This is a genomic window from Actinomycetospora lutea, assembly GCF_028737205.1.
In the GTDB taxonomy this organism is placed as follows: Bacteria; Actinomycetota; Actinomycetes; order Mycobacteriales; family Pseudonocardiaceae; genus Actinomycetospora; species Actinomycetospora lutea.
In genome coordinates this window covers 45938-69531 of the sequence record NZ_JAQZAL010000025.1, presented here as the reverse complement: position 1 = coordinate 69531, position 23594 = coordinate 45938, and the positions used below count along the sequence as shown (strand labels likewise).

Annotated in this window: 22 protein-coding genes, 2 tRNA genes and 1 other RNA gene; 12 read left to right on the top strand and 13 right to left on the bottom strand. The window is 75.5% G+C overall.

Annotated elements, in window-relative coordinates:
• Positions 1 to 27: 27 nt before the first annotated feature.
• Entirely contained in the window at positions 28 to 2157 is a 2130-nt protein-coding gene (locus PHK61_RS24150; RefSeq protein ID WP_274283569.1) for a DNA polymerase III subunit gamma and tau, read from the bottom strand.
• Positions 2158 to 2261: 104 nt separating this feature from the next.
• Positions 2262 to 2356: signal recognition particle sRNA small type (gene ffs, locus PHK61_RS24145), an RNA gene on the bottom strand.
• A gap of 74 nt (positions 2357 to 2430) precedes the next feature.
• Here ffs and PHK61_RS24140 point away from each other — a divergent pair.
• A tRNA-Ser gene (locus PHK61_RS24140) sits at positions 2431 to 2515 on the top strand.
• A gap of 60 nt (positions 2516 to 2575) precedes the next feature.
• On the opposite strand, the gene PHK61_RS24135 is transcribed toward PHK61_RS24140, so the two are convergent.
• On the bottom strand, positions 2576 to 3340 hold the full coding sequence (locus PHK61_RS24135) for a hypothetical protein (RefSeq protein ID WP_274283568.1): 765 nt from the start codon (positions 3338 to 3340) through the stop codon (positions 2576 to 2578).
• A 248-nt stretch (positions 3341 to 3588) separates the two neighbouring features.
• Between PHK61_RS24135 and PHK61_RS24130 the strand changes: the two genes are divergently transcribed.
• Genes PHK61_RS24130 through PHK61_RS24120 form a run of 3 tightly spaced genes read left to right on the top strand, consistent with a single transcriptional unit; the run spans position 3589 to position 6590 of the window.
• Positions 3589 to 4401 carry an LmeA family phospholipid-binding protein gene (locus tag PHK61_RS24130; protein WP_274283567.1) on the top strand — a complete coding sequence of 271 codons (813 nt, stop codon included), beginning with the start codon at positions 3589 to 3591 and terminating at the stop codon, positions 4399 to 4401.
• A gap of 26 nt (positions 4402 to 4427) precedes the next feature.
• Entirely contained in the window at positions 4428 to 5429 is a 1002-nt protein-coding gene (locus PHK61_RS24125) for a Gfo/Idh/MocA family protein (protein WP_274283566.1), read from the top strand.
• A 39-nt stretch (positions 5430 to 5468) separates the two neighbouring features.
• Positions 5469 to 6590 (top strand): ROK family transcriptional regulator, encoded by a 1122-nt coding sequence (locus PHK61_RS24120; RefSeq protein WP_274283565.1) that lies wholly within the window; start codon positions 5469 to 5471, stop codon positions 6588 to 6590.
• On the opposite strand, the gene PHK61_RS24115 is transcribed toward PHK61_RS24120, so the two are convergent.
• Both PHK61_RS24115 and PHK61_RS24110 read right to left on the bottom strand, forming a co-directional pair.
• A complete protein-coding gene (locus PHK61_RS24115) occupies positions 6587 to 7486 on the bottom strand; it encodes a TIGR03619 family F420-dependent LLM class oxidoreductase (RefSeq protein WP_274283564.1) in 900 nt (299 codons plus the stop codon). The two genes, PHK61_RS24120 and PHK61_RS24115, sit on opposite strands and share 4 nt — an antisense overlap.
• Complete coding sequence (locus tag PHK61_RS24110) at positions 7483 to 8763, bottom strand: Gfo/Idh/MocA family protein (RefSeq protein WP_274283563.1); 1281 nt, start codon at positions 8761 to 8763, stop codon at positions 7483 to 7485. Before PHK61_RS24110 ends, PHK61_RS24115 begins: the two co-directional genes overlap by 4 nt.
• A 239-nt stretch (positions 8764 to 9002) precedes the next feature.
• Between PHK61_RS24110 and PHK61_RS24105 the strand changes: the two genes are divergently transcribed.
• Genes PHK61_RS24105 through tatB form a run of 5 tightly spaced genes read left to right on the top strand, consistent with a single transcriptional unit; the run spans position 9003 to position 13505 of the window.
• The gene (locus PHK61_RS24105; RefSeq protein ID WP_274283562.1) at positions 9003 to 11513 is read left to right on the top strand and encodes a molybdopterin cofactor-binding domain-containing protein; all 2511 of its coding nucleotides are present in this window, start codon (positions 9003 to 9005) and stop codon (positions 11511 to 11513) included.
• A gap of 10 nt (positions 11514 to 11523) precedes the next feature.
• Positions 11524 to 12000 carry a (2Fe-2S)-binding protein gene (locus PHK61_RS24100; protein ID WP_274283561.1) on the top strand — a complete coding sequence of 159 codons (477 nt, stop codon included), beginning with the start codon at positions 11524 to 11526 and terminating at the stop codon, positions 11998 to 12000.
• A 46-nt stretch (positions 12001 to 12046) separates the two neighbouring features.
• Entirely contained in the window at positions 12047 to 12295 is a 249-nt protein-coding gene (gene tatA / locus PHK61_RS24095; protein ID WP_274283560.1) for a Sec-independent protein translocase subunit TatA, read from the top strand.
• Positions 12296 to 12299: 4 nt separating this feature from the next.
• The gene (gene tatC, locus PHK61_RS24090; protein ID WP_274283559.1) at positions 12300 to 13205 is read left to right on the top strand and encodes a twin-arginine translocase subunit TatC; all 906 of its coding nucleotides are present in this window, start codon (positions 12300 to 12302) and stop codon (positions 13203 to 13205) included.
• A 3-nt stretch (positions 13206 to 13208) separates the two neighbouring features.
• On the top strand, positions 13209 to 13505 hold the full coding sequence (tatB, locus tag PHK61_RS24085; RefSeq protein WP_274283558.1) for a Sec-independent protein translocase protein TatB: 297 nt from the start codon (positions 13209 to 13211) through the stop codon (positions 13503 to 13505).
• Positions 13506 to 13510: 5 nt separating this feature from the next.
• Here the strand turns inward: tatB and PHK61_RS24080 are convergent, their stop codons facing one another.
• The 5 genes from PHK61_RS24080 to PHK61_RS24060 all read right to left on the bottom strand — a co-directional run bounded on the left by PHK61_RS24080 (position 13511) and on the right by PHK61_RS24060 (position 18438).
• A complete protein-coding gene (locus PHK61_RS24080) occupies positions 13511 to 14284 on the bottom strand; it encodes a hypothetical protein (RefSeq protein ID WP_274283557.1) in 774 nt (257 codons plus the stop codon).
• A 370-nt stretch (positions 14285 to 14654) separates the two neighbouring features.
• Entirely contained in the window at positions 14655 to 16403 is a 1749-nt protein-coding gene (locus tag PHK61_RS24075; RefSeq protein ID WP_274283556.1) for an ATP-dependent DNA ligase, read from the bottom strand.
• Positions 16404 to 16586: 183 nt separating this feature from the next.
• Positions 16587 to 17417 carry an anti-sigma factor gene (locus PHK61_RS24070; protein ID WP_274283555.1) on the bottom strand — a complete coding sequence of 277 codons (831 nt, stop codon included), beginning with the start codon at positions 17415 to 17417 and terminating at the stop codon, positions 16587 to 16589.
• Entirely contained in the window at positions 17414 to 18094 is a 681-nt protein-coding gene (locus tag PHK61_RS24065) for an RNA polymerase sigma factor (RefSeq protein WP_337993999.1), read from the bottom strand. The genes PHK61_RS24070 and PHK61_RS24065 overlap by 4 nt, the downstream gene beginning before the upstream one ends.
• A gap of 86 nt (positions 18095 to 18180) precedes the next feature.
• Positions 18181 to 18438 (bottom strand): hypothetical protein, encoded by a 258-nt coding sequence (locus PHK61_RS24060; protein ID WP_274283554.1) that lies wholly within the window; start codon positions 18436 to 18438, stop codon positions 18181 to 18183.
• Between the two features lie 128 nt (positions 18439 to 18566).
• Between PHK61_RS24060 and PHK61_RS24055 the strand changes: the two genes are divergently transcribed.
• Positions 18567 to 19637: a LacI family DNA-binding transcriptional regulator gene (locus tag PHK61_RS24055; RefSeq protein WP_274283553.1), complete on the top strand. Its 1071-nt coding sequence runs from the start codon at positions 18567 to 18569 to the stop codon at positions 19635 to 19637.
• Between the two features lie 104 nt (positions 19638 to 19741).
• Positions 19742 to 20914, top strand: coding sequence for a pre-mycofactocin synthase MftD (gene mftD, locus PHK61_RS24050; RefSeq protein ID WP_274283552.1), 1173 nt, complete (start codon positions 19742 to 19744; stop codon positions 20912 to 20914).
• Between the two features lie 93 nt (positions 20915 to 21007).
• Here the strand turns inward: mftD and PHK61_RS24045 are convergent.
• The 3 genes from PHK61_RS24045 to PHK61_RS24035 all read right to left on the bottom strand — a co-directional run bounded on the left by PHK61_RS24045 (position 21008) and on the right by PHK61_RS24035 (position 22154).
• A tRNA-Ser gene (locus PHK61_RS24045) sits at positions 21008 to 21093 on the bottom strand.
• 10 nt (positions 21094 to 21103) lie between these two features.
• On the bottom strand, positions 21104 to 21550 hold the full coding sequence (locus PHK61_RS24040) for a nucleoside deaminase (protein WP_274283590.1): 447 nt from the start codon (positions 21548 to 21550) through the stop codon (positions 21104 to 21106).
• A 64-nt stretch (positions 21551 to 21614) separates the two neighbouring features.
• Positions 21615 to 22154: a tRNA adenosine deaminase-associated protein gene (locus tag PHK61_RS24035; protein ID WP_274283551.1), complete on the bottom strand. Its 540-nt coding sequence runs from the start codon at positions 22152 to 22154 to the stop codon at positions 21615 to 21617.
• 165 nt (positions 22155 to 22319) lie between these two features.
• On the opposite strand from PHK61_RS24035, the gene PHK61_RS24030 reads away from it, so the two are divergent.
• Positions 22320 to 23573: a M20 metallopeptidase family protein gene (locus PHK61_RS24030; protein ID WP_420791434.1), complete on the top strand. Its 1254-nt coding sequence runs from the start codon at positions 22320 to 22322 to the stop codon at positions 23571 to 23573.
• Positions 23574 to 23594: the final 21 nt, after the last annotated feature.

The window sequence follows — 23594 nt, the reverse complement described above, 5'->3', positions numbered from 1 at the left end:
CCGGCCCGCGGCGGTGCGCTGAGTCGCTCAGCGCCCGTCGACCCGCCGGGCCCCGAGCTGCGAGGTCAGCAGCTCCATCGCCGCCTCCTCGGGGTCGACGCGCACCCCGGCGCCGGCGCCGCCCTGGTCGGCGGCCGCCTCGTTGTACATGTCCTCCTCGGTGACCTCGCCGTCCTCGGGCGGCGGCTCCGGTGGCGGGGGGACCTCCGACGGCCCGGGGGCATGACGACTCGGCCGGCGGATCTCGCGGGGCCCCGACTCGCGGGCCTGCTCGCGCGGCGCCTCCGCCGGGCGCTCGGGCGCCGGCTGCTCCTGGCGGGGCCGCTCGGGGCGGCGCGGCGGATCGGGACGCTGGCGGGCGGGCTCAGGGCGGGCGCCACCGCCCCCGCCGCCGTCCCCGGTGCCGTGGACCGCCTCCACCCGCCACTGCCCCGACAGCACGGCCCCGAGCGCCGCGGCGACGTGGTCGGCCCGGTTGGGCTGGGAGAGCTGGCGGGCGAGCGGCGGGGTCGGCATGCCGAGCGTCACCGTGGTGCCCTCGACCGCCGTGACCGTCGCGTTCTGCAGCAGCGCGTGCGTGGGCTTGTTGCGCTCGCGGACCTGGTTCATGACCTCGGGCCACACCCGCCGCAGCCCCGCCGCGTCCATGGCACCGGCGGCCGCCGGCCGGGGCGCGTCTTGCCGGGGCGCGTCCTGCCGGGGCGTGTCCTGCTGGGGTGGCCGCGCCGGGGCTCGCTGCGGCTCGCGGGGCGCCTCGCGCGGGGTCTCCCGCGGCACGTCCCGCGGCGGGTCGTCGCTGCTCGCCACGGTGGCCGTCGGGCGGTCGGTGGGCGGGGCGACGGTGGCGTCCAGGTCGTCGGCCCGCGACGCCTGCCGGGACGTCGTCTCCCGGGATGCGCCGTCCTCGGACTCGCCGCCGCGCTGCGACGGGCGCGTGAAGCGCGCCGGCTCGTCGGCACCCTCGGCGCCGGGTCCGGCCGGCGCCCCCGTGGCGCCCAGCGCCAGCCGCCGCTCGACGCCCTCGAGGCGCTGCACCATCGCCGCGTCCTCGGACGACGCCGCGGGCAGGAGCATCCGCGCGCAGACCAGCTCGAGCAGCAGGCGCGGCGCCGTGGCGCCCCGCATCTCGGTGAGCGCGGTGTGCACGAGCTCCGCGTGCCGCGCGAGCGCCGCCGGACCCAGGCGCTGGGCCTGGTCGACCATGCGCTCGAGCTCGTCGGCGGGCACGTCGACCAGCCCGCGCTCCCCGGCGTCCGGGACGGCCTGCACGAGGATGAGGTCGCGCAGCCGCTGCAGCAGGTCGGCCGCGAAGCGCCGCGGGTCGTGCCCGGCCTCGACGAGACGGTCGACCGCCCCGAACACCGCCGGCCCGTCCTGGGCCCCGAGCGCGTCGACGACGTCGTCGAGGATCGCCACGTCGGTGACGCCGAGCAGGCCGACGGCATGCGCGTAGGTGACGCCGGCGTCGTCCGCGCCGGCGAGCAGCTGGTCGAGCACCGAGAGCGAGTCGCGCGCCGAGCCTCCGCCCGCGCGCACGACCAGCGGGTAGACGGCCGGCTCGACCGTCACGCCCTCGTCGGTGCAGATGCGCTCGAGCAGCCCGCGCAGCGTGCTCGGCGGCAGCAGGCGGAAGGGGTAGTGGTGGGTGCGCGAGCGGATGGTGGTGAGCACCTTGTCCGGCTCGGTGGTGGCGAAGACGAAGATGAGGTGCTCGGGCGGCTCCTCGACCACCTTGAGCAGCGCGTTGAACGCCGCCGTGGTGACCATGTGCGCCTCGTCGATGATGAAGACGCGGTAGCGGGAGCTCACGGGGGCGTAGGCGGCCTTGTCGCGCAGGTCGCGCGCCTCGTCGACGGTGCCGTGGCTCGCCGCGTCCATCTCGGTGACGTCGAGGGAGCCGGGGCCGTTGGGGGCCAGGGCGACGCAGGAGTCGCAGACGCCGCACGGATCGGGCGTCGGGCCCTGCACGCAGTTGAGCGAGCGGGCGAGGATGCGTGCGCTGGAGGTCTTGCCGCAGCCGCGGGGCCCGGAGAAGAGGTAGGCGTGGTTGATGCGCCCGGCCAGCAGGGCGGTGCGCAGCGGGTCGGTGACGTGCTCCTGCCCGACGACCTCGGCGAACGTCGATGGTCGATACCTGCGGTACAGCGCCAGACTCATGGGTCCAGCTCCCCTATCGGCGTGCTCCCCTTCTCGCTGCGTGTCCCGGCCACGACGGCGAGGCTACGCGGGGGGTCCGACGGCGAGGGGAGGGTCCCGGAGACGAAAGGGGACCCCGCGCACCCGCCAGAGCCCGCTGACCCTTGCTGCCTTCCGGCCCTGGGGGAGTTCACAGGATGGACGCCGCGCGGGGTCCGGTGCCCACTCTAACGGAGACGGGCGCCGGGACCCGGCCCCCGGGTCGGCCCGCGCGCACGCTGTATCGTCTCCCGCGGAGGATTGGCCGAGCGGCCTAAGGCGCACGATTGGAAATCGTGTTGGGCTCACACCCTCACGGGTTCGAATCCCGTATCCTCCGCACCCGCTGAGCAGCGGAAACGCCGGCCGAGCCCGCGAGGGCCCGGCCGGCGTCGCTGTCTCAGCCCGACGTCTCGCGACTGCCCGACGTCGCGCGCCGCGCCGGCCGCGACGACCCGGACGGCCGCTTCGCGCCCGAGCTGCGACGTCGCGGCGAGCCGTTCGAGCCCTTCGACCCGGTCGACGCCGGCCGGGTGCTCTCGTCGAGTTCGGTGTCGGTCCCGGTGTCGGTCCCGCTGCCGGTCCCGCTGTCGGTCCCGCTGTCGGTCTCGGCGCCGGTCTCCGGATCGGTCCCCGGATCGGTCTCCGTGGCCGCCTCGGTGACGGCCTCCGGGTCGCCGATCACCCCGGCCTCCTCGCCACCCTCGACGCCGCTCCCGCCCCGCTCCGCCTCGAGGTCGTCGGCGACGTCCACCGCGTCCGTCTCCGCCGCGAGGACATCGGCGATCTCCTCGTCCCCGGCGTCGGCGGTGTCGATCTCACCCCCGACCGGTGGGACGCTGCCCGGGCCGTCCTCCTCGCGGGCCGGTGGCGCGTCGGTGATGCGGGGGACCCCGCCGCCCGACCCGGCCGCGCCGCGGTCGTCGTCGCGCGGACCCGCGCGCCGCGCCTGCACCGTCGCGGACAGGCGCTCGGCGCCCTCGGCGGCCTTCTCACCAGCGCGCTCCCCCACGTCGAGCACCGGCGCCGCCGACCGGATCAGGGCGACGGTGAGGCGGCGCTGGGAGTCGAGCACCTCGCCGTAGATGCGGAACACGTCGTCGCACCAGTCCGCGACGGCGTCGGAGATCATCGGCGGGTGCCCGCCGAACTGGTCGGAGGCCATGGCGCCCTCCCGTCCTCGTGCCGGCGCCGTCCCGCGGGGTGGAGACGGCCAGGAACGCCGGGTGGTGCCCGCCGGATCCGTCCGCCACGCGGAATGGGCGGGAATCGGCGCGGAGTCAGGCCGATCGGCGCAGCGGGCCCCGCCGCCCGCCCCGGGGGCCGGGCGCCACCCGCCGGGTCGCGCGCCTCGACCGGCGACGCGCCGCCCCGGGCCCCGTCACGTTCCGCCGCGATGACACCGTGTGGTCCGTGCGCGGATGCCTCATCAGCCTGCTCGTGATCGTCGCCGTGGTCGTCGGCGTCGACTTCGGCGCGCGGTGGGTCGCCGAGGACCGCGTCGGGGCGGCGCTGCAGGACGCCCTGTCGCTGCCCGCGCCGCCGGACGTCGACGTGCGCGGCTTCCCGTTCCTCACCCAGGCCCTGTCCGGGCGCTACGACGACGTCGGGCTCTCGGCGCCGGGCATCCAGTACGGCGAGCTGCGCGACGTCACGCTGACCGCCGACCTGTCCGGGGTGTCGCTGCCGACGGCGAGCCTGATCAACGGGCAGGTCCGCGAGATCCCCGCCGAGCAGGTCGTCGCCTCGGCGCGCGTCAACCCGACCGACCTCGCCCGCCTGCTCGACGTCGGCGACCTGACGATCGAGCCCCTCACCGCGGCCGACCTCGAGCAACTGCGCGCCGACGCCGCGGCCGACGACTCCGGGGCCTCGGGCAGCAGCAGCGCCCTGGCCGACGTGGACCCGGCGAACGCGGTCCGCCTGACCTCGACGAGGACGATCGGCGGCCAGCCCGTGCAGGTCCAGGTGGTCGCCACCTTCCGGCTCTCCGGCGGCCGGATCACCCTGCAGGCCCGCGACATCCGCGCCGAGGGCGGCGCGGGCGCGGCCGGGCAGGTGGCCGCCGCCGCGCTGCGCCGCCAGCTCTCGGGCTTCTCGACGAGCGTCGACCCCGGCCGGCTGCCGTTCGAGATCACCGCGACCGAGCTGCGGGCGGAGAACGGCGAGCTGGTGGTGTCGGGGACCGCGCAGGACGTCGACCTGCTGGCCCGCCCGGGGTCGTGACCGGGCGCGCTGACACAGTGAGCCGCATGTCGGACATCCGCTGGGGCATCGCCGGGCCCGGCCGCATCGCCGGGAAGGTCGCCGAGGACCTCGCCCTGGTGGACGGCGCCGTCCTCGCGGCCGTCGGCTCCCGCTCCGAGGAGCGCGCCCGGGCCTTCGCCGAGACCCACGGCGCCCCGAACGCGCGGCCCCACGGCTCCTACCGCGCCCTCGTCGACGACCCCGAGGTCGACGTCGTCTACATCGCGACGCCCCACCCGCAGCACGCCGAGCTCGCGGTGGCCTGCCTCGAGGCCGGCAAGGGGGTCCTGGTCGAGAAGGCGTTCACCGCCACGCTCGCCGGCGCCTGGCGGGTCGTCGACACCGCGCGCACCCGCGGGGTGTTCGCGATGGAGGCCATGTGGACGCGCTTCCAGCCCGCCGTCGTGCGGATGCGCGAGCTCATCGCGCAGGGCGAGATCGGCGAGCCGCGCTCGGTGCAGGCCGACCTCGGCACGGTGCGCGACGTCGATCCCACCGACCGCCTCTTCGCCCCCGAGCTCGGCGGCGGCGCGCTGCTCGACCTCGGCGTCTACCCGGTGTCGTTCGCGCAGATGGTGCTCGGCACCCCGGACCGCGTCACCGCGCTCGCGTCCCGCGAGACCACCGGCGTCGACGCGGACGGGGCGATGCTGCTGGCCTTCCAGGAGGGCCGCTACGCCACCTTGCAGACGTCGTTCCACAGCCCCTCGCCCGGCCAGGCGCGGGTGTTCGGGACGACGGGCTGGATCGACGTGCTCCCCCGGTTCCACCACCCGACCACGATCGTCCTGCACCACGACACCAACGACCCCGGCGAGACGATCGAGCTGCCGGCCACGGGCGCGGGCTACTTCCACGAGCTGGTCGAGGTCACCGAGTGCCTGCGCGCCGGCCGCGTCGAGAGCACCGTGATGCCGCTCGACGACACCCTCGCCGTCCAGGGCGTGCTCGCCGAGGCCGGCGATCAGCTCGGCCTCGTCTTCCGGGAGGACGACGCCGGAGTGTGACGCGGGGTCCTACCCTGCACGCGGGCGGCAGGAGGTGCCATGGCCGATCGTGAGCAGGAGACAGCCCGGGGCACGTCCCCGCACACGTCCCCACATAGTGGCCTGCGCCGCGCCACCACCGAGCGGGCGATCCTCGACTGCCTCGCCGCCGAGGACGGCCCCCTCACCCGCGCCGAGCTCTCGCGCCGCACGGCGATCTCGCCGCCCGCGATCAGCGAGGCGGTGCGCCGCCTGGAGGCCGACGCGGTCCTCGTCGCGGTCGGCCCGCGCTCCGGGGTGCCGGGCGCCGTCGCCACCCTCTACGACCTCGCCCCCGGCGCCGGCGTCGTCGTGGCCGTCGAGATCAACCGCACCGTGGTGCGCACGGCCGTCGGCGACCTCGCCGGCCGCAGCCTCGAGCGCGCCGACCACGACCCGCCCGACGACGGCCGCGTCGCCCCGCGCCTGCAGGAGGTCCTCGCCGCGCTGGGCGAGCGCTGGCGCGCCGACGGGCGCCCGGTGCGGGCCGTGGCGGTGTCGATCGCCAACCCCGTCGACCCCGCGACGGGCCGGGTGGTCGAGCTCCACGAGTCCGCCTTCCCCGCCGGGGTGGTCGGCGTCGAGGACGTGCACGACATCGACCCCGCCATGGTCGTGCTCGACAACGACGTCAACTTCGCCGCGCTCGCCGAGCGCGACCACGGCGCCGCGGTCGGGACCTCGACGTTCGCCTACCTCTACGTCGGCGAGCGGCACAGCGTCGGGCTCGGGCTGGTGCTCGACGGGGTGCTGGTCCGCGGCGCCCGGGGGCTCGCCGGCGAGATCGGCTACCTCCCGCTGGGCGAGGGCTCCGGGCGCTTCCGGTTCGGCGAGGCCGTCGCCGCCCACGGCCTCACCGCCGCCGGCGAGGTCGACGACGCGACGCTGGAGCGGGCCGGGCGCACGCTGGGCGAGGCGGCGGTGGCCGTCTGCGCGTGCGTCGACCCCGCGATGCTGGTCCTGGGCGGCCCGGTGGGCCTCATTCCCGGGCTGCGCCCCCGGGTCGAGGCCACGGTCACCGAGCTGGCGCCGCGCGCGGTGCCCGTCGTCGCCGGGGCGCTCGGCGAGAGCGCGCCGCTGTGGGGCGCGCTGGCCGAGGCGCGGCGCCGGGCGTGGGAGAGCCTGGTCTCGGGCCGCGGTTAGCCCCGGATCCAGCGCGCCGCGTCCTCGACGAGGGCGCGCTGCGCGGCGTGGTCGTCCCGGGCCGCCGACGCGGCGTCGCGGTGGGTGTCGAGCAGGACGTGGGTGGCGCCGAGGTCGCGCAGGTCCTCGAGGTCGGCGCGGATCTGGTCGGGGCGGCCCTCGCCGGCGAGGCGGTCGTCGTCGGGCCGGCGCTCGGCGGTGGGGTGCAGCACGACCCGCGGGGCGAGCGCGGGCACGGGGCGCCCGGCCTCCTCGGCCGCCGCCTGCAGGGCCGGCAGCCCGGTCGCGCGCAGCCACCCGGCGGGCGAGCGCAGCGGGTCCCAGGCCCCGCCCAAGCGGACGGCCCGCCGTCGCGCCGGAGCCCCGTTGCCGCCGATCCACAGCGGCGGGTGCGGACGGCGCCGTGGCCGGGGCCGGGTGTCGACGTCGGTGAACGCGACGTGCCGCCCGGCGAAGCTCACGACGTCGTCGGCCCACAGCGCGAGCAGCGCGTCGAGGTACTCGTCGGTGATCTCGCCGCGGCGCGACGGGTCCACGCCGAGCGCGGCGAACTCGTCGCCCGCCCAGCCCACCCCGACGCCGACGATGAGGCGGCCGTCGCTGAGCTGGTCGAGCCCGGCGAGGCTGCGCGCGGTGAGCAGCGGGTCGCGGTAGGGCACGACGAGCACCGTCGTCCCCAGCTCGACGCGGCGCGTGACGCCCGCGAGGTAGCCGAGCAGCGTCAGCGGCTCCCAGAACGGGCCGGGGTAGGCCGCGGTGACGTCCGGGGTGGCCGCGACGTGGTCGCCGACCATGAGGAAGTCGAACCCGCCGTCCTCGACGACCGCCGCCCAGGCGCGCAGCGACTCGGCGGTCGCCGCGGGGCCGAAGTTGGGGACGGTGACGCCGACCTTCATCGACACACCGCGGCCGGTTCCCAGGTCATCGCGACCGTCTCCCCCGAGCGCCGCGCGCGCTCCGCCGCCCAGACGATGCGGTGACTGGTCAGCGCCTCCTCGAGACCGGTCAGGTTGCCGGCCGGATCGTCGTCGGCGACCGCGCGCAGGAAGACGCGGACCAGTTCCTCGTCGCCCTCCTGGTGCGGCGCCCGGCCGTCACCGACGCTCACCGTCTCGACGGCCCGGTCGGGGTGCGCGCGGAAGTCGTGGAAGCGCAGCACGCCCCCGTTCGCCTCGACCGCGCCGTGGGTGCCGAACACCCGCGTCTGGCGCGGGGCCTGCGCGGAGAACGCGGTGACGGTGTGGGTCGCGGTGATGCCGCTGTCGAACTCGAACGCGACGACCTGGTGGTCGACGACGTCGTTGTCGCACCGGTACACGCAGCGGCCGTACGGGCCGTCGCGCAGGGCCTCGTCGAGGGCCTCGGGCGTGGGCACGTCGGTGACCGCGCCGAGCAGCTGGTGCTCCCAGTCGGGGTCGCCGAGGCACGAGCGGTAGATCCGCGGCGCGGAGTACGGGCAGGTCGGCTCGACCGCGCAGTCCAGGCACCGGGTCCCCGCGCCCTCGGGCCGGCGGTCGGAGCGGAAGTGGCTCAGGCGCCCGAAGGACGCGAGCCGGGTGGGCCGGTCGCTCACGAGGTGGGTCAGCAGGTCGATGTCGTGGCTGCACTTGGCGAGCAGCAACGACGACGCGAGGTCCTCCCGGCGCCACGACCCGCGCACGTAGGAGTGCGCGAAGTGCCAGGTGCCGACGGGCTCGAGGTGCTGGACCGACACGAGGTCGCCGATCCGCCCGGCGCGCAGCGCGGCCACGAGCGCGCGGGTCGAGGGCGCGTAGCGCAGCGGGTGGGAGATCGTGAACTGCACGCCGGCGCGGCGCACGGCCTCGGCGACGCGCCGGGCCTCCGGCTCGTCGGGCGCGATCGGCTTCTCGCAGAGCAGGTGCACCCCGCGCTCCGCGAAGGCGACGGCCGGGTCGGCGTGATCGTGGTCCTGGGTGGCGATGACGACGACGTCGACGCGGTCGGCCCCGCGCTCGGCGAGGTCGGTCCAGTGCGCGAACCGGGCGGCGGCGGGCACGTCGTGGGTGTCGGCGAGCCGCTCGCGCCGCTCGCGGACCGGCTCGGCGATCGCCGTGACCCGGCCGCCGACGCGCGCCACGGCGCGGGCGTGCAGGCGGCCCCGCCCGCCGGCGCCGACGATCCCGACGCGGACCGGACCTGACCCGAGGCTCACCCCGCGCTCCTCCCTCTCGCCGCATGCCGCTGGTCCCCCCGGACCTCCCATCCTGCCTCGAACGGGGGACGGATAGGTGCCGGTGACCGCGGCCACCCGGCCGCTCGTCCGTGCGGGCGACACCACGTTTAATGATCTTGACAGTCACCCGTTACGTTCGCGTGACCCACTTCGTTACTCCTTCAAGCTCCCCACCACTGCGGCGATCGGCTCCTCCGGATTCGCCCGAAGGGACCTCCATGCCGGCCAAGCACCGCACTGCCCCGCGTCCATCACGTCGTCCGGTCGCGAACAAGAGTTCCGCGGGCGCGCCCGGCGGCATGCAGCGGCGCCGGTTCCTCGGCTACCTGATCGCCGCGCCGACGCTGGCGGTCGGGGTGAAGCTGACCGCGGACGGCGTGCTCGAGGCGCAGGCGCTGCCCTCGCCGACGCCCGAGGTGTCGGAGGTCTACGACCTCTCCGACCTCCTGCTCGACTCCACCCGCCCCACGGCGAACCTCATCACGATCGTGGTGAACGAGGACGGGACCGTCTCGTTCAGCATCCCGCGGGCCGAGAGCGGCCAGGGGATCACCACCACGGCCGCCATGCTCATCGCCGAGGAGATGGGCATCGACGTCTCCGACGTCAACGTCACCCTCGCCGACGCGCGCCCGGAGCTGCTGTTCAACCAGCAGACGCAGGGCTCGGCCTCGGTCATCTCCATCTACACGCCGGTCCGGGTGGCGGCGGCGCTGGCCCGCGGCCAGCTCGTCGAGGCGGCGGCGACGATCCTCGGCGACGAGGCCGAGAACCTCCGCACCACCGGCGGCCGGGTGCTCTCCACCGCCGGCTCGAGCGTCCCCTTCGCCGAGCTGGCCGCCGCGGCGGCGAACTCGGTGACCCGCGAGGCGATCACCGAGCTCAAGCCGGTCGACGAGTTCGAGGTCATCGGCACCCCGCAGCGCCGCGACGACGTCCTCGCCGCGGTCACCGGGCGCAAGAAGTACACGATGGACCTGGACGTCCCCGAGGCCCTGCCGACCATGATCGCCCGGCCGCCGACGATCAAGGGAACCGTCGAGTCGGTCGACAACCTCGCCGAGGTCAAGGGCATGCCCGGGGTCACGGACGTCGTGGAGATCTCCACCGACGCCGAGCCCGGCCGGGGCACCACGTCCTCGGCGGTGGCGGTGCGCGCGCGCACGTTCGGGCAGTGCATCGACGCGGTCAACGCGCTGGACATCACCTGGGGCGGCGGCAACGTCGACGACGAGTCGGACGCGACGATCCTGGAACAGCTCCGCGCGGCGGACGCGCCGGCCAACCTGCCCTCGCCGGGCCCGTTGGACGAGGCCGGCGGGGTCCTCCCGCTCGTCACCGAGCCCGCGACCGGCGCCCTCGACGGCGTGGGGGCGGTCGAGACGATCGACCAGGAGTTCGTCTTCTACTGGCGCAGCAACGCCGCGATGGAGCCGAACGTCGCCATCGCCGACGTCCGCGACGGCGAGGCGGAGATCTGGACCCCCAGCCAGATCCCGATCGTCACCCAGTCCCAGATCGCCCAGGTGCTCGGGATGACCCCGGGGCAGGTGACCGTCCATGTGCCGCGGGGCGGCGGCGCCTTCGGCCGCCGCCTCTTCAGCGACGTCGCCCTGGACGCGGCGCGAGTGTCCCAGGAGATCGGCAAGCCGGTGCGGCTCATGTGGCACCGCGCCGACGAGTGCCGGGCCGGTCGTGTCCACCCGATGTGCATCTCCCGGGTGCGGGCCTCCTTCAGCGGCAGCGAGGTCGTCAGCTTCGAGCAGCGGCACACCAGCGTCGCCACCGACTACACCGAGTCCTTCGGCGACATGATCACTTCGCAGGCCGCGAAGCTGCCGTTCGCCAACGAGCTCACGCTCTCGCAGACGGTCTTCCTGCTCACCGCCAGCGTCCCGTACGACCTGGGGGCGATCGCGCTCGGCTACAACGAGATCTTCGACTTCGACCGGTTCGCCACCGGCAGCGTCCGCAACCTCAACAACCAGGACTTCCGGCCCGCCCAGGAGCTCATGGTCGACCAGCTCGCCGCGCGGATCGGCGAGGACCCGATGGAGTTCCGGCTCGAACGCGTCGAGGACGAGCGCGCGAAGGCGTGCCTGGAGACGGTCCGCGACGAGGGCGACTGGGGTCGCGACCTGCCCGAGGGCGTCGCGCAGGGCGTCGTCGTGCACAACGAGTACAAGGGCTCGGTCGCCGTGCTCGTCGAGGTCGACACGCGCACCGCGACCGCGGAGCGGGAGATCGCCGGCGCGACCACCGGCCCCCGGGTCACGAAGGTGACCGTCGCGGTCGACGTCGGCCTGCCCATCAACCCGCTCGGCCTCAAGGCGCAGATGGAGGGCGGGGTGATGACGGGCATCGCCCACGTCTTCACCGGCAGCCTGCACCTGCGCGACGGCAACTTCCTCGAGGGCAGCTGGGACGACTACCGCTACACGCGGCACTGGAACGCCCCGCCGGAGATCGACGTGATCGTCATGCCGCCCAGCGGCGATCGTCCCGGCGGCGCCGGCGAGCTCGCGGTGGGTGCGGCGACCGCCGCGGTGGCCTGCGCCTACGCCCGGGCCGTCGGCGAGATGCCGACCAGCTTCCCGATCGGCCACACCAAGGACGTGCCGTTCGAGGTCAAGCCCGTCGTCCCGCCGCTCCCCCCGTCGCCCGTGGACGGCCTGACGGCCTACCCCACGCCGTCCGCCGCCGGCCCGGCGTTCAACCCCGCGAGCTGAGGAGCCCCGCATGCCTCCCCACACCTTCAAGGTCAACGGCCGACCGGTCACCGTCGAGGTCGAGGACGACGTGCGCCTGCTCTGGGTGCTGCGCGACCTCCTGAAGATCAACGGCCCGAAGTACGGCTGCGGCATCAACGTCTGCAAGGCCTGCACCAGCCACATCAACGGCCGCGCCTTCAACCCCTGCTCGGTCCCGGTGGGCCAGATCCGGCCCACCGACGAGATCACCACCATCGAGGGCCTGCCCGACACCGTCGGCGCCGACCTGCACCCGATGCAGGAGGCGTGGATCGACCGGGACGTGCCCCAGTGCGGTTACTGCCAGCCCGGCCAGATCATGGCCGCGGTCGACCTGGTCAAGAAGGTCCAGGCCGAGGGCGGGTCGGTCACCGACGACGACATCGACGAGATCCGCAACATGTGCGCCTGCGGCACCTACGCCCGCATCCGCGAGGCCATCAAGCAGGGCGCCGAGAACATGTGAGTCCGGCGCCGTCCGCTCCCCCGCACGCTCCCCGGAAGGAACCGTCATGACCGGAGCCCTGAGCCCGTCCCACTGGCTGATCATCCTCGTCGTCCTGCTGCTGCTGTTCGGCGCGAAGCGCCTGCCCGACGCCGCCCGCGGCATCGGCCGCTCGCTGCGCATCTTCAAGGCCGAGACCTCGGCGCTGACCGAGGACGACACCCAGAAGACCGCGACCAAGGAGCTCCCGCAGGACACCGCGGCGGCGCCCGTCGAGGCCGTCCCGACCCGGACCTCGAACGGCACGACGGTCTGACCCCGTGCCCACGCTCACGCACCGCCTCACGCGGTGGTGGCCCGGACGGCGCCGGGACCCCGAGGCGACGATGTCGTTCCTCGACCACCTCCTCGAGCTGCGCCGCCGCCTGGCCTGGGCGCTGGCCGCGATCGCCGTCGGCACGGTGGTCGGGTTCGTCTGGTACGAGAACGCGTTCCCGGGCGTGCCGAGCCTCGGCTCGCTGCTCATCGAGCCCTACTGCTCGCTGCCCCCCTCGGCGCGGGCGGGACTCAACGGCACCGACTGCCGCCTGCTCGCGACCGGCCCGTTCGACCAGTTCCTGCTGCGCATCAAGGTCGCGGCGACGGCGGGGGTGGTGCTGTCGGCCCCGGGGTGGCTCGGCCAGCTGTGGGCGTTCGTCACCCCCGGGCTGCGGCGCGCGGAACGGCGCGGGGCGGTGCTGTTCGTCAGCACGGCGTCGGTGCTGTTCGCGGGCGGCGCGGTCCTGGCCTACCTCGTCGTCGCCCAGGCGCTGAGCTTCCTGCTCGGGATCGGCAACTCGGTCCAGACGACGGCGCTGCGCGGCGACGAGTACTACTCGCTCGTCCTGTCGCTGATGGTCGTGTTCGGCGTCGGGTTCCTGACCCCGCTGGTCGTGGTCATGCTCAACCGGGTCGGGGTCGTCTCGTACCGCAAGCTCGCGAGCTGGCGACGCGGGATCATCTTCGGCGCCTTCCTCTTCGCCGGGATTGCGACGCCGGGCGGTGACCCGATCTCCATGGCCGTCCTCGGCGCGGCGCTCTGTGTGCTGCTCGAGCTGGCCATCCAGGTCTGCCGCCTCCACGACCGCCGCCGGGCCCGTCGCCGCCCGGGCTGGGAGGACCTCGACGACGACAGCCCGTCGCCGCTCCCGGACGCCGATCCCGACCCGCTCTCGACAGGGAGGTGACCCGTGCTCGGACTGGGCATGGGTGAGCTCGTGCTGCTCGCCCTGATCGGGTTCTTCGTCATCGGCCCCGAGCGCCTCCCCGGTGCCATCCGGTCGCTGGCCCGCGCCGCGACGCAGGTGAAGGGCTACGCGGCGTCGGTCCGGGAGCAGGTCGACACCGCGGCCGACCTCGCCGAGGTCCGCCGCCAGCTCGACGAGCTGCGCGAGCCGCTCGCCGAGATCCGCTCGGCGGACCCGCGCCGCGCGGTGCGGGAGGCGTTCCGGGACGTCCCGGCGCCGGCGGTGCGCAGCCGCCGCTGACGGGGTCACGGGCGCCAGAGCGCGCCCTCGATCGCCTCGGCACTCCCCGGCGGCGCGGCGCGCAGCGACCGGAGCGCGTCGAGGTGCTCGGCCATCGCCAGCGCCGAGACCGCGGCGTCGAAGGCGTCCTCGCTCGCCACGACGTCGTCGCGCAGCGCCGCGGGGATGCGCGGGTCCGCGCGCACGGCCCCGCGTCGCGCCGCCGGCGAGCGCTTGACCACCAGCCCCGTGTGCACGCGCGGGTAGATCTCCACCAGGGTCGCGGGCCCGGCGTCGTCGAACGGCCACACCGCGAAGCCGGCGGCGCGCAGGCGCGCGAGGTGCGGCATCCCGCGCAGCGAGCCCGTGCCCACCGCGCCGGCCCCGCCGATCTGGAACGTCGAGGTCGGGGTCAGCCCGTCGGCGCGGACGGCCTCCTCGGTGACGCGGAACCGCGGTCGCGCCGGGTCGGCCGGGGGCCGCGGCGTCGCCCCACGGCCCCAGAACGGCGGCCGGCACTCGCGCAGCCAGCGCTCACCCTCGCGGCCCACGAGCTCCCACAGCGCGGCCACGTCGCCGCACCCGTGCTCGCGCGCGAACCAGGCCGGCAGCGCGAACGAGAAGTCGAGACCCGCGACGACGGGCCCGGACGCCGCGCGCTCGAGCAGGAGGTCGGCGACCCCCGCGCGGTCGAGACCGGCCCGGACCGCGAGCAGGCGGCCCGGGCGCGCGGTCGCCACGCGGATGCGCCGGTGGGCTGCCCGTGCGTCGCCGGACCAGTCGATCGCGATCGCCTCCACGCCCCGGCTCTCCCGTCCCCGGCTCCGCACCGTTCCTCCTGTCCCGAGGACCGTTCGGCGCGCACCCCACCGCCCGTCCCGTTCACTCGACCGCCACGCTTTCCGGTGGCCCTTCGTCGCACCGATTGCCGGCCCCCGGAGAGCGGGGTTCATCGCAGCTGCAGATGTGCCGAACGGTCTCTTTCGTTCACCCATCGCGAGGAGACCCCTCATGTTCCGACGCTCTGCCTCGATCGTCGCGTTCTGCGGCGCCGGGCTGCTCGCCGCCGCGCCGTTCGCGGCGGCCGACCCCGTGGTCGTGGACGACGACGACTGACGGCCCGCGGCGGACCGGGCGGCACGAGCCGTCCGGCCCGGCCCGGGGCGGGTGCTAGCCGACCAGGACCCGGCTCGGCTCGGCCGCCGACGCCGTGATCGCCGGGAGCCGCAGGCGCACCGCCGTGCCGACGCCGGGTCGCGTGTCGACGTGGACGTCGCACTGCGAGCCGAACGTGGCGTGCAGCCGGCGGGACACCTCGGCGATGCCGCCGTGGCGGCGGTCGACCTGCGAGGCGGTGCGCGTCGCCTCCGGGCCCATGCCGGCGCCGTCGTCGGACACCGTGATCACGCAGTCGGACCCGGAGCCGGAGGCGAAGACGCTGACCGAGCCGCCGCCCGGGACCGGCTCGATGCCGTGGCGCACGGCGTTCTCCACCAGCGGGGCCACGACGAACGGCGGCACGAGCACGTGGCGCACCTCGGGCGCCACCGCGACCTCGGCGCGGAGCCGCTGCCCGAAGCGGGCCTGCTCGAGGGTGAGGTAGCGCTCGGCGTTGTGGAGCTCGTCGCCGACGGTGGTGAGCTCGCCGCCCGAGCGGAACGAGTAGCGCGTGAAGTCGGCGAACTCGGTGAGCAGCTCGCGCGCCCGGCCCGGGTCGGTGCGCACGTACGAGGCGATCGCCGTGAGCGTGTTGTGCACGAAGTGCGCCGAGAACCGCGAGCGCAGCGCCGACTCCACGTCCTCGGCGGACGGCACGGCGACGACGTCGGCGGGCGTCGCGGGGGTGCGGCGGGTGGGCACCTCGGCGGTCTCCAGGTCGTCCAGCTCCAGGTCGGTGTCGACCACGGGCGCGGAGAGCACCGGCGCGGCGACGGTGGCGGGATGGGCCGCGCGCAGGCCCTGCCAGGTGGGCCGCTCGAGCAGGCCGGTGGCGGTCCAGCGGCGGTGCTCGACCTGCCCGACCAGGCGGGGCGCGAGCCAGTGCACCGCGCCGCCCTCACCTTCGGGCAGCGCGGTGGCGAACGGGCTGACCTCGCGCTCGAGCGGCGTGAGGATCCCGTCGAGCTCGCGGCGCGCGGCCGCGGTGACGCCGGTGACGACCCGGCCGGAGTAGCTCAGCCCCGACTCGCCGGGCACGCCGACCAGCAGGGCGCCCACGGTGCCGGGGCGGTCACGGGCGGGGATCCAGCCGCCGACGACGACGTCCTGGGTGCGCCGCACGGGCGCCTCGATCCAGCTGCGCGAGCGCCGGCCGACCTGATAGGTCGACTCCAGCCGTTTCGCCACCACACCGTCGAGCCCGTAGCGCCGCGCGGTGCTCACGACCGCGTCGGCGTCGACACCGGTGAAGGACGGCGGGATCACGACACGGCTCCCGGAGAGGTCGAGCTCGGCGAGCAGCTCGCGACGTTGGCGGTAGGGCAGCCGACGGGTCGAGGCGCCGGCCACCTCGAGCACGTCGAAGACGTAGAAGGACACGGGCACCCGGGCCTGCAGGATCTCCGAGGGGTGCGCGACCCGGGCGCGGCGGCGCAGCTTGCCCGCGCTCGGGCGCCCGACCCCGTCGAGGGCCACGACGACCCCGTCGAGCACCAGACCCTCCGTGCTCGTCCAGGGCGCCGACACCCCGAGCTCCGGGAAATGCGAGGTGACGTCGCGGCCCGCCTCGGTGACGAGGACCAGACCGTCGGCGCCCGTGCGGGCCAGGCAGCGCAGCCCGTCCCACACGAACTCGAACGCCCAGCCGGCGCCGCGCGGGATGTCGCCGGCGCTCGCGAGCATGGGTCGCCCGGGCGAGGCCTCGCCGGCGGTCGTGCCGAGGGCGGCGCCCGAGAACCCGAGGGTCGCCACGTCCGTCATCGGCGCCTCCTCCCCGACCCGTCGCGCTGCCCGCCGACGACGTGATCGGCGGCCTGTTCCACGGTAGTCGCGCGGTCCGACGCTGACACCGTCGTCGCGGACGCGGCACGCGCGGACTGCGACCGGGGACCACCGAGCAGCGACGAACGGTGGAACGAGGGGTGGCGTGCGGATGAGGACCCGTCAGCCGGCCACCAGGCCGATCGCGACGACCGTCGACGGCCGCGCGGGCACCGGCCCGGTCGGCTCGATCGACACGGCCCAGCCGCGCGGTCCGGGGTCACCCGGGAAGGCGGGCCCGTCCGGTGCGGCGAGCGGGCGTGTCATCCCGTCGTCCGGGTCCATCACCGCCACCGCCTCGGGCGTGTTGCCGGGCCGCCCGGTCGCCCAGACCACGTAGTCGCGGGCGTTGCCCGTGGGCGGCAGATCCAGGGCGACCAGGCGGACCGGCGTGCTCGCGTCCCCCGGGTCGACGAGGACCGCCGCGGGCGTGCCCGTCTCGGAGCGCAGGATCGTGGTGCGGGCGCCGGGGTCGCGGGAGCGGGCGTCGCCGACCACGCGGTCGGCCTGGTCGGCCAGCGCCGTCACCGGGTCGTCCGCGGGCGTCGACCGAGTCGGCAGGACCCCCTGGGCGACGATCAGGCCGACCCCCAGCACGACGGCGGCGACCAGCCCGCCCACCGCGGTGAGGACCCGGCGCCGGCGGGGCTCCGGGGCCGCGACGGGGTCGGGCGCGGGGGGCGCGGGGGGCACGGGGGGCGCGGGGACCGCGGGCCGCGGACGGCGTCCCGGCTCCGCGCGGGCCGCGTCGAGGACCCGCCGGCGCAGGTCGTCCGGCGGCTCGAGCGGCGGCACCGCCCGGCCGAGCGCGGCCACGACGTCCAGGGCCTCGTCGCGGGCCCGCCGGCAGACCGGGCAGTGCGGCAGGTGGGCCTCGAGCGCGCGGTCCTCGTCGGGCTCGAGGGCGGAGAAGGCGTGGCCGACGGCGTCGTCACGCCGAGCGCAGGTGGTCACGCGAAGTCCCCGAGGGCGTCGGCGGCCGAGGCCCCCAGCACCGGGCCGAGCAGCACCCGCAGGCGCGCGACACCGGCGAACATGCGGGACTTGACGGTGCCGATGGGCACGCCGGTCAGGCTGGCGACCTCGCGCTGCGAGTAGCCGCCGTAGTAGGCGAGCCCGAGGGCCGTGCGCTGCTCGGTGGGCAGCCGGTGCAGCGCGGCGCGCACCTGCTCGCCGATCACCGAGCCGAGCGCCTGGCGCGCCGCCGACGGTCCGGCCGCCGGCACGCCCTCGTCGGGCTCCCCGGTCGTGGGGTGGTGGCGCCGGCGGGTGGCCTCGCGACGCACCGCGTCGACGGCCTTGTGGTGCACGAGGGTCATGAGCCAGCTCGCCACCGTGCCGCGCCCGGGGTCGAACCGGCCCGGGTCACGCCACAGCGCGAGGAAGACCTCCTGCACGACGTCCTCCGCGAGGCCCTCGTCGCCGCAGATCCGGCGCGCGAGCGAGTACGCGGGCCGCCCGTAGCGCTGGTACAGCTCGTCGAGCGCGGCCTTCTCGCGCTCGCCGAGCCGCAGGACGAGCGCGGCGTCGGCCGCCGCCGCGCCACCCTCGGCGACCGGGGTCGCGGCGACCTCGTCCTCGCGGACGGGGGCCAGGGGTGCCGTCACGGGCAGGGCCACCTCGACCACCACGGCCACCTCCTCGTCGGGTTCCTGGGCACCGTTCGCCCAGGGGACGCCGACGGTTCGGCCGTTCGGAGTGTGTCGGTGGGGCGAGGTCACCCGGGGCCGTGGCTCGTGGCGAGCTCGGCGCGCAGGTCGTCCCGCGCCTGCTCCAGCGCCCGGAGCCGGCGGCCACGGGCCGGGACGCGCTCGTCGGCCAGCAGGAACGCGATCTCGCCCTCCACCGCCGCGAGCCGGTCCCGCGCGGCCGCCCGGGCCACCACGCGTTCCGCCTCCCGCGCGACCTCGCGGGCCGCAGCACCGATCCCCAGCACCCGCCGGGCCCGCTCGAACCAGTCACGTCGGAGTCCCATGGGAGATACTAAACCGGTTCAAACGGGAGGCTCGCAAGAGGTTCGCCGATGTCGATCGAGGTGCGGTTGTACCGGTTCACTTCTCCGTCGACTCCCGGACGGCCACCGAGGTCGGGGAGAATCACGACGTGGAGACCGACGGGCGCCGGGGCGGGCGGGTCACGCTCGCGACCGTCGCCGACGCGCTCGGCGTCTCCCGGGCGACGGTCTCCAACGCCTACAACCACCCCGAGCGGCTCAGCGCGGCCCTGCGCGACCGGGTCCTGGGCACCGCCCGCGAGCTCGGGTACGCCGGGCCGCACCCCCTGGCCGCGACGCTCTCGCGGGGCCGGGTGAACGCCCTGGGCCTCATCTACGAGGACCCGATGTCGTTCGCCTTCAGCGACCCCGCCGCGGTGCTCTTCCTCCAGGGCGTCAGCGAGGTCTGCGAGGACGAGGACCTCGCGCTCGTGCTCATCAGCGGCGGGCCGGCCGGGGCGGTCGCGCGCGTGGCCCTCGTCGACGCCGTCATCTGCTACTGCGACGTGCCGATCGACGGCAGGCTCGCCGCGATCGTCGACCGGGGCCTGCCCTTCGTCGTCGTCGACGGGCCGCGTCTCCCGAACGCCGGGCACGTCGGCATCGACGACCGCCGCGGCGCCGCGTCGGCCGCCCGCCACCTGCTCGACCTGGGCCACACCCGGCTCGGTGTCATCGCCATGCCGCTGGTCGACGACGGGTGGGAGGGCACCGCGGACCGGGACCGTCAGGACCGGGCCCGCTACCGCGCCTCCCGCGAGCGGCTCATCGGCTACCGCGAGGCGGTCGAGGCCGCCGCGCAGGACTGGTCGGCCGTCGCGGTCGAGGAGCGCGTCCCCTACGGCCGCGACGCGGGCCGTCGCGCGGCGGCCGCCCTGCTCGCCCGCGACCCGGCGCCCACCGCCCTGCTCGCGATGAGCGACGAGCTCGCCCTGGGCGCGCTGGCGGCGGCCGCCGACGCGGGGCTCTCGGTGCCCGGCGACGTCTCGGTCGTGGGGTTCGACGACGTCCCCGGCGCCGCCGACGCGCACCCCGCGCTGACGACCGTCCGCCAGCCCCACCGCGAGAAGGGGCGCCGCGCCGCGGAGCTGCTCCTGCGCCCGACCGCGACCGCCGACGAGCACCGGCTGCCCGTCGAGCTGGTCGTGCGCGCCTCCAGCGGGCCCCCGCCACACCGGTGAGCGACCCCTCCGAACGGAGGGCCCGCGGACCGTCCGCGCAGACACCGTGCGCGGCGCGACGCGCGGATAGGCTGCGATGAAGCACGTCACGCGGAAGGGTTTCCATGGCTGGTCAGTGGTTCGAGTCCGTCGCCGAGGCACAGCGGCGCGCCCGCAAGAACCTCCCGAAGTCGGTGTACGGCGCCTTGGTCGCCGGCAGCGAGGCCGGGGCGACGCTCGAGGACAACATCAACGCCTTCCGCGAGCTGCAGTTCCTGCCGCACGTCTGCGACCTGCCGTTCGAGAAGGACCTGTCCACCACCGTGATGGGCCAGGAGATCTCGCTGCCGGTGATCATCTCGCCCACGGGCGTGCAGGCGGTCAACCCGGAGGGCGAGGTCGCCGTCGCCCGTGCGGCCAAGCACGCCGGCACCGCCATGGGCCTGTCGTCGTTCGCCAGCCGGTCGGTCGAGGACGTCATCGAGGCCAACCCGACCACGTTCTTCCAGATGTACTGGGTGGGCGACCGCGAGACGCTCGCCGCCCGCGCCGAGCGCGCGAAGAAGGCCGGCGCCAAGGGCCTCATCGTCACCCTCGACTGGTCGTTCTCCCACGGCCGCGACTGGGGCAGCCCGGCCATCCCGGAGAAGATGGACTGGAAGACGATCCTCAAGTACATCCCCGAGGGCGCCACCCGCCCGAAGTGGGGACTCCAGTTCCTGCGCTCGGGCAGGATCCCCGACCTGACAGTGCCGAACATCCCGACCCAGGGCGAGGACGCCCCGACGTTCTTCGGCGCCTACGGCCAGTGGATGTTCACCCCGCCGCCCACCTGGGCCGACGTCGCCTGGCTGCGCGAGCAGTGGGACGGGCCGTTCTGCGTCAAGGGCATCACCCGCATCGACGACGCCAAGCGCGCCGTCGACGCCGGCGCCACCGCGATCCAGGTGTCCAACCACGGCGGCAACAACCTCGACTCCACCCCGGCACCGATCCGCGTGCTGCCCGGGATCGTCGACGCCGTCGGCCGCGACGTCGAGGTCATCCTCGACGGCGGGATCCGCCGCGGCAGCGACGTGGTCAAGGCCCTCGCGCTGGGCGCCCGCGCCGTCGCCATCGGCCGCGCCTACCTGTGGGGCCTCGCCGCCGCGGGGCAGCCGGGCGTCGAGAACGTCCTGGAGATCCTGCGCAGCGGCATCGGCTCGGGACTCATGGGACTGGGCAGGAAGTCGGTGCACGACCTCGTGCCCGAGGACCTGATCATCCCGCCGAACTTCACGCGGCAGGCCGTCCACTAGGACCCGTCCGTGACGAAGGCCCCCTCCCGGAGTCCGGGAGGGGGCCTTCGTCGTCTTTCGGGGGGCTTGGGGGGCCGGAGGCCCTCCACTGTGCGGTAGCGGTGGGATTCGAACCCACGGTGGGCAGAACCCACACGCGCTTTCGAGGCGCGCTCCTTTGGCCGCTCGGACACGCTACCGCCGACAAGGCTACGGGACGGTCTGCCCGCGATCTCGACCGGGCCAGAAGTCGACCATCAGCGCAGCGCACTCCGCTTCCCGGACCCCGGAGAGCACCTCGGGGCGGTGGTTGAGCCGCCGGTCGCGCACGACGTCCCACAGGGAGCCGACGGCGCCGGTGCGCGGCTCCCAGGCCCCGAAGACGATCCGGTCGACCCGCGCGAGGACGGCCGCGCCGGCGCACATGGTGCAGGGCTCGAGGGTGACGACGAGCGTGCAACCGCCCAGCCGCCAGCCGTCGCCGTGGTGCTTCGCCGCCTCCCGCAGCGCGAGGATCTCGGCATGTGCGGTCGGGTCGCCGGCGGCCTCGCGGGCGTTGGCGGCGGCGGCGAGCTCGCGGCCCTGCGCGTCGACCACCACCGCGCCGACGGGCACGTCGTCACCGGAGGTCCGGGCGACCTCGAGCGCCCGGCCCATGAGCTCGTCGTCGACGGGTCGAGCTCCCCTATCGGCGTGCTCCTCCACCTGCTCCGTCTCCCGGTCAGGGAGCAGCGGTCTCCACGACCTTCGCCAGCTCGTCGGCGAACCCGCAGCGGCGGGCGATCGCGGTGAGCTGCTCGTCCGGGTAGAGGTCGATCTCCTCGACCAGCACCGCCAGCTCGTCCTCGGGGACACCGAGATCGGCGAGCATGCCGAGGTCCCCCTCGGGCCACGGGTCGTCGTCGGCCTCGTCCTCGTCGGGCACCTCGAGGCGCAGCAGGTCGAGCACGTCGGCGGCGACGTCGTAGTCGAGCGCGGCGACGGCGTCGGAGAGCAGCAGCGCCACCCCGCCGGGCTTCGGGCGCACGAGGACGAAGAACTCGTCGTCGACGTCGAGCAGCCCCAACACCGCCCCCGTCGAGCGCAGGCCGCGCAGGGCGCTGATGGCCGCGTCGAGGTCGGCCAGGCTGTCGCGGTCCATCGCGACCGCGCGCCAGCGCCCCTCCTCGCGCGTGACGGCCACCGCCCACCCGTCGAGGGGTGCGACGGTCCCCGTGCCGCCGCGTGTCGCGGTGGAGCCTCCAGGGCCCTGGCCTGCCATGGCTCTACGGTAGGGGCGGGTGTGTCCACGTGGAAGTCCGGCGAGGTCACGGGCGCCGGGCGGTCGTCGGCGCACTGCCCGCGGGCGTCCGGACGACCGCGCTCGGGTGAACGGATGGCATCGCGGACGACGCGACCTCACGACAGGGGTGCCAGGATCGGACGGGTGAGTGCTCCGGAGCGACGAGCGGGTGGTCGTCGTGCGGCTCACAGGGCGCCCGAACGGGCGCTGCTGGCCGAGGCCCGGGCCCTGCAGCCACGCACGCTCGCGCTGCGCCGCGCCCTGCACCGCAACCCCGAGATCGGGCTGACGCTGCCGGTCACCCAGGCGGCGGTCCTCACCGCGCTGCGCGAGCTCCCGCTCGAGATCGACACCGGCCGCGACTGCAGCTCCGTCACCGCCGTGCTGCGGGGCGCGCACCCCGGGCCGACCGTGCTCGTGCGCGCCGACATGGACGCGCTGCCGATGGAGGAGGACTCCGGGCTGCCGTTCGCCTCCGAGGTCGAGGGCGCGATGCACGCGTGCGGGCACGACCTGCACACCGCGATGCTCGCGTCGGCGGCCCGGCTGCTCTGCGGACGGCAGGAGCGTCTCGCGGGCACGACGGTGTTCATGTTCCAGCCCGGCGAGGAGAGCGCGCACGGCGCGCGCACGATGATCGACGAGGGCCTGCTGTCCGCCGACGGCCCCGGCGGCGTGCCCGAGTCGGCGATGGCGCTGCACGTCACGTCACGGCTCGCCGCGGGCACGCTCCAGACCCGTCCCGACTCGATCATGGCCTCGTCCGACGACCTGCACGTCCGCGTCACCGGCCGCGGGGGCCACGCCTCGGCACCGCACGACGCGCTCGACCCCGTCCCCGCGGCCGCCGCCATGGTGGGCGCGCTGCACACGATGATCACCCGGCGGATCAGCGCGTTCGACCCCGCCGTCCTCACGGTCTCCCATATCAGCGCCGGCACCACCACCAACGTCATCCCCGAGACCGCCCTGCTCGAGGGCACGGTGCGCACGCTGTCCGAGGAGACCCGCGGGCGCGTGCTCGAGCAGATCGGGCAGGTGTGCGAGGGCGTCGCGGCGGCCTACGGGTGCTCGTGCGACGTGCACATCGAGGCCGGCTACCCGGTCACCGTCAACGACCCCGAGGTCGCCGACCGCGTCGCCGACGTCGGCCGCTCGGTGCTGGGGTCACGGTTCGTCGAGCCGATGCCAGACCCGATCATGGGCTCGGAGGACTTCTCCTACGTCCTCGGGCGCGTGCCCGGCGCGCTGGCGTTCCTCGGCGCCTGCCCGACCGACGTCGATCCCGTCGAGGCGCCGCCCAACCACTCGAACCGCGTGGTGTTCGACGAGGACGCGATGGTCGCCGGGGTGGCCCTGTACTCGGGGTACGTCCTGGACGCGCTCCGGCCGCGCTGATCCGGGGCCGGGACCCCGTTC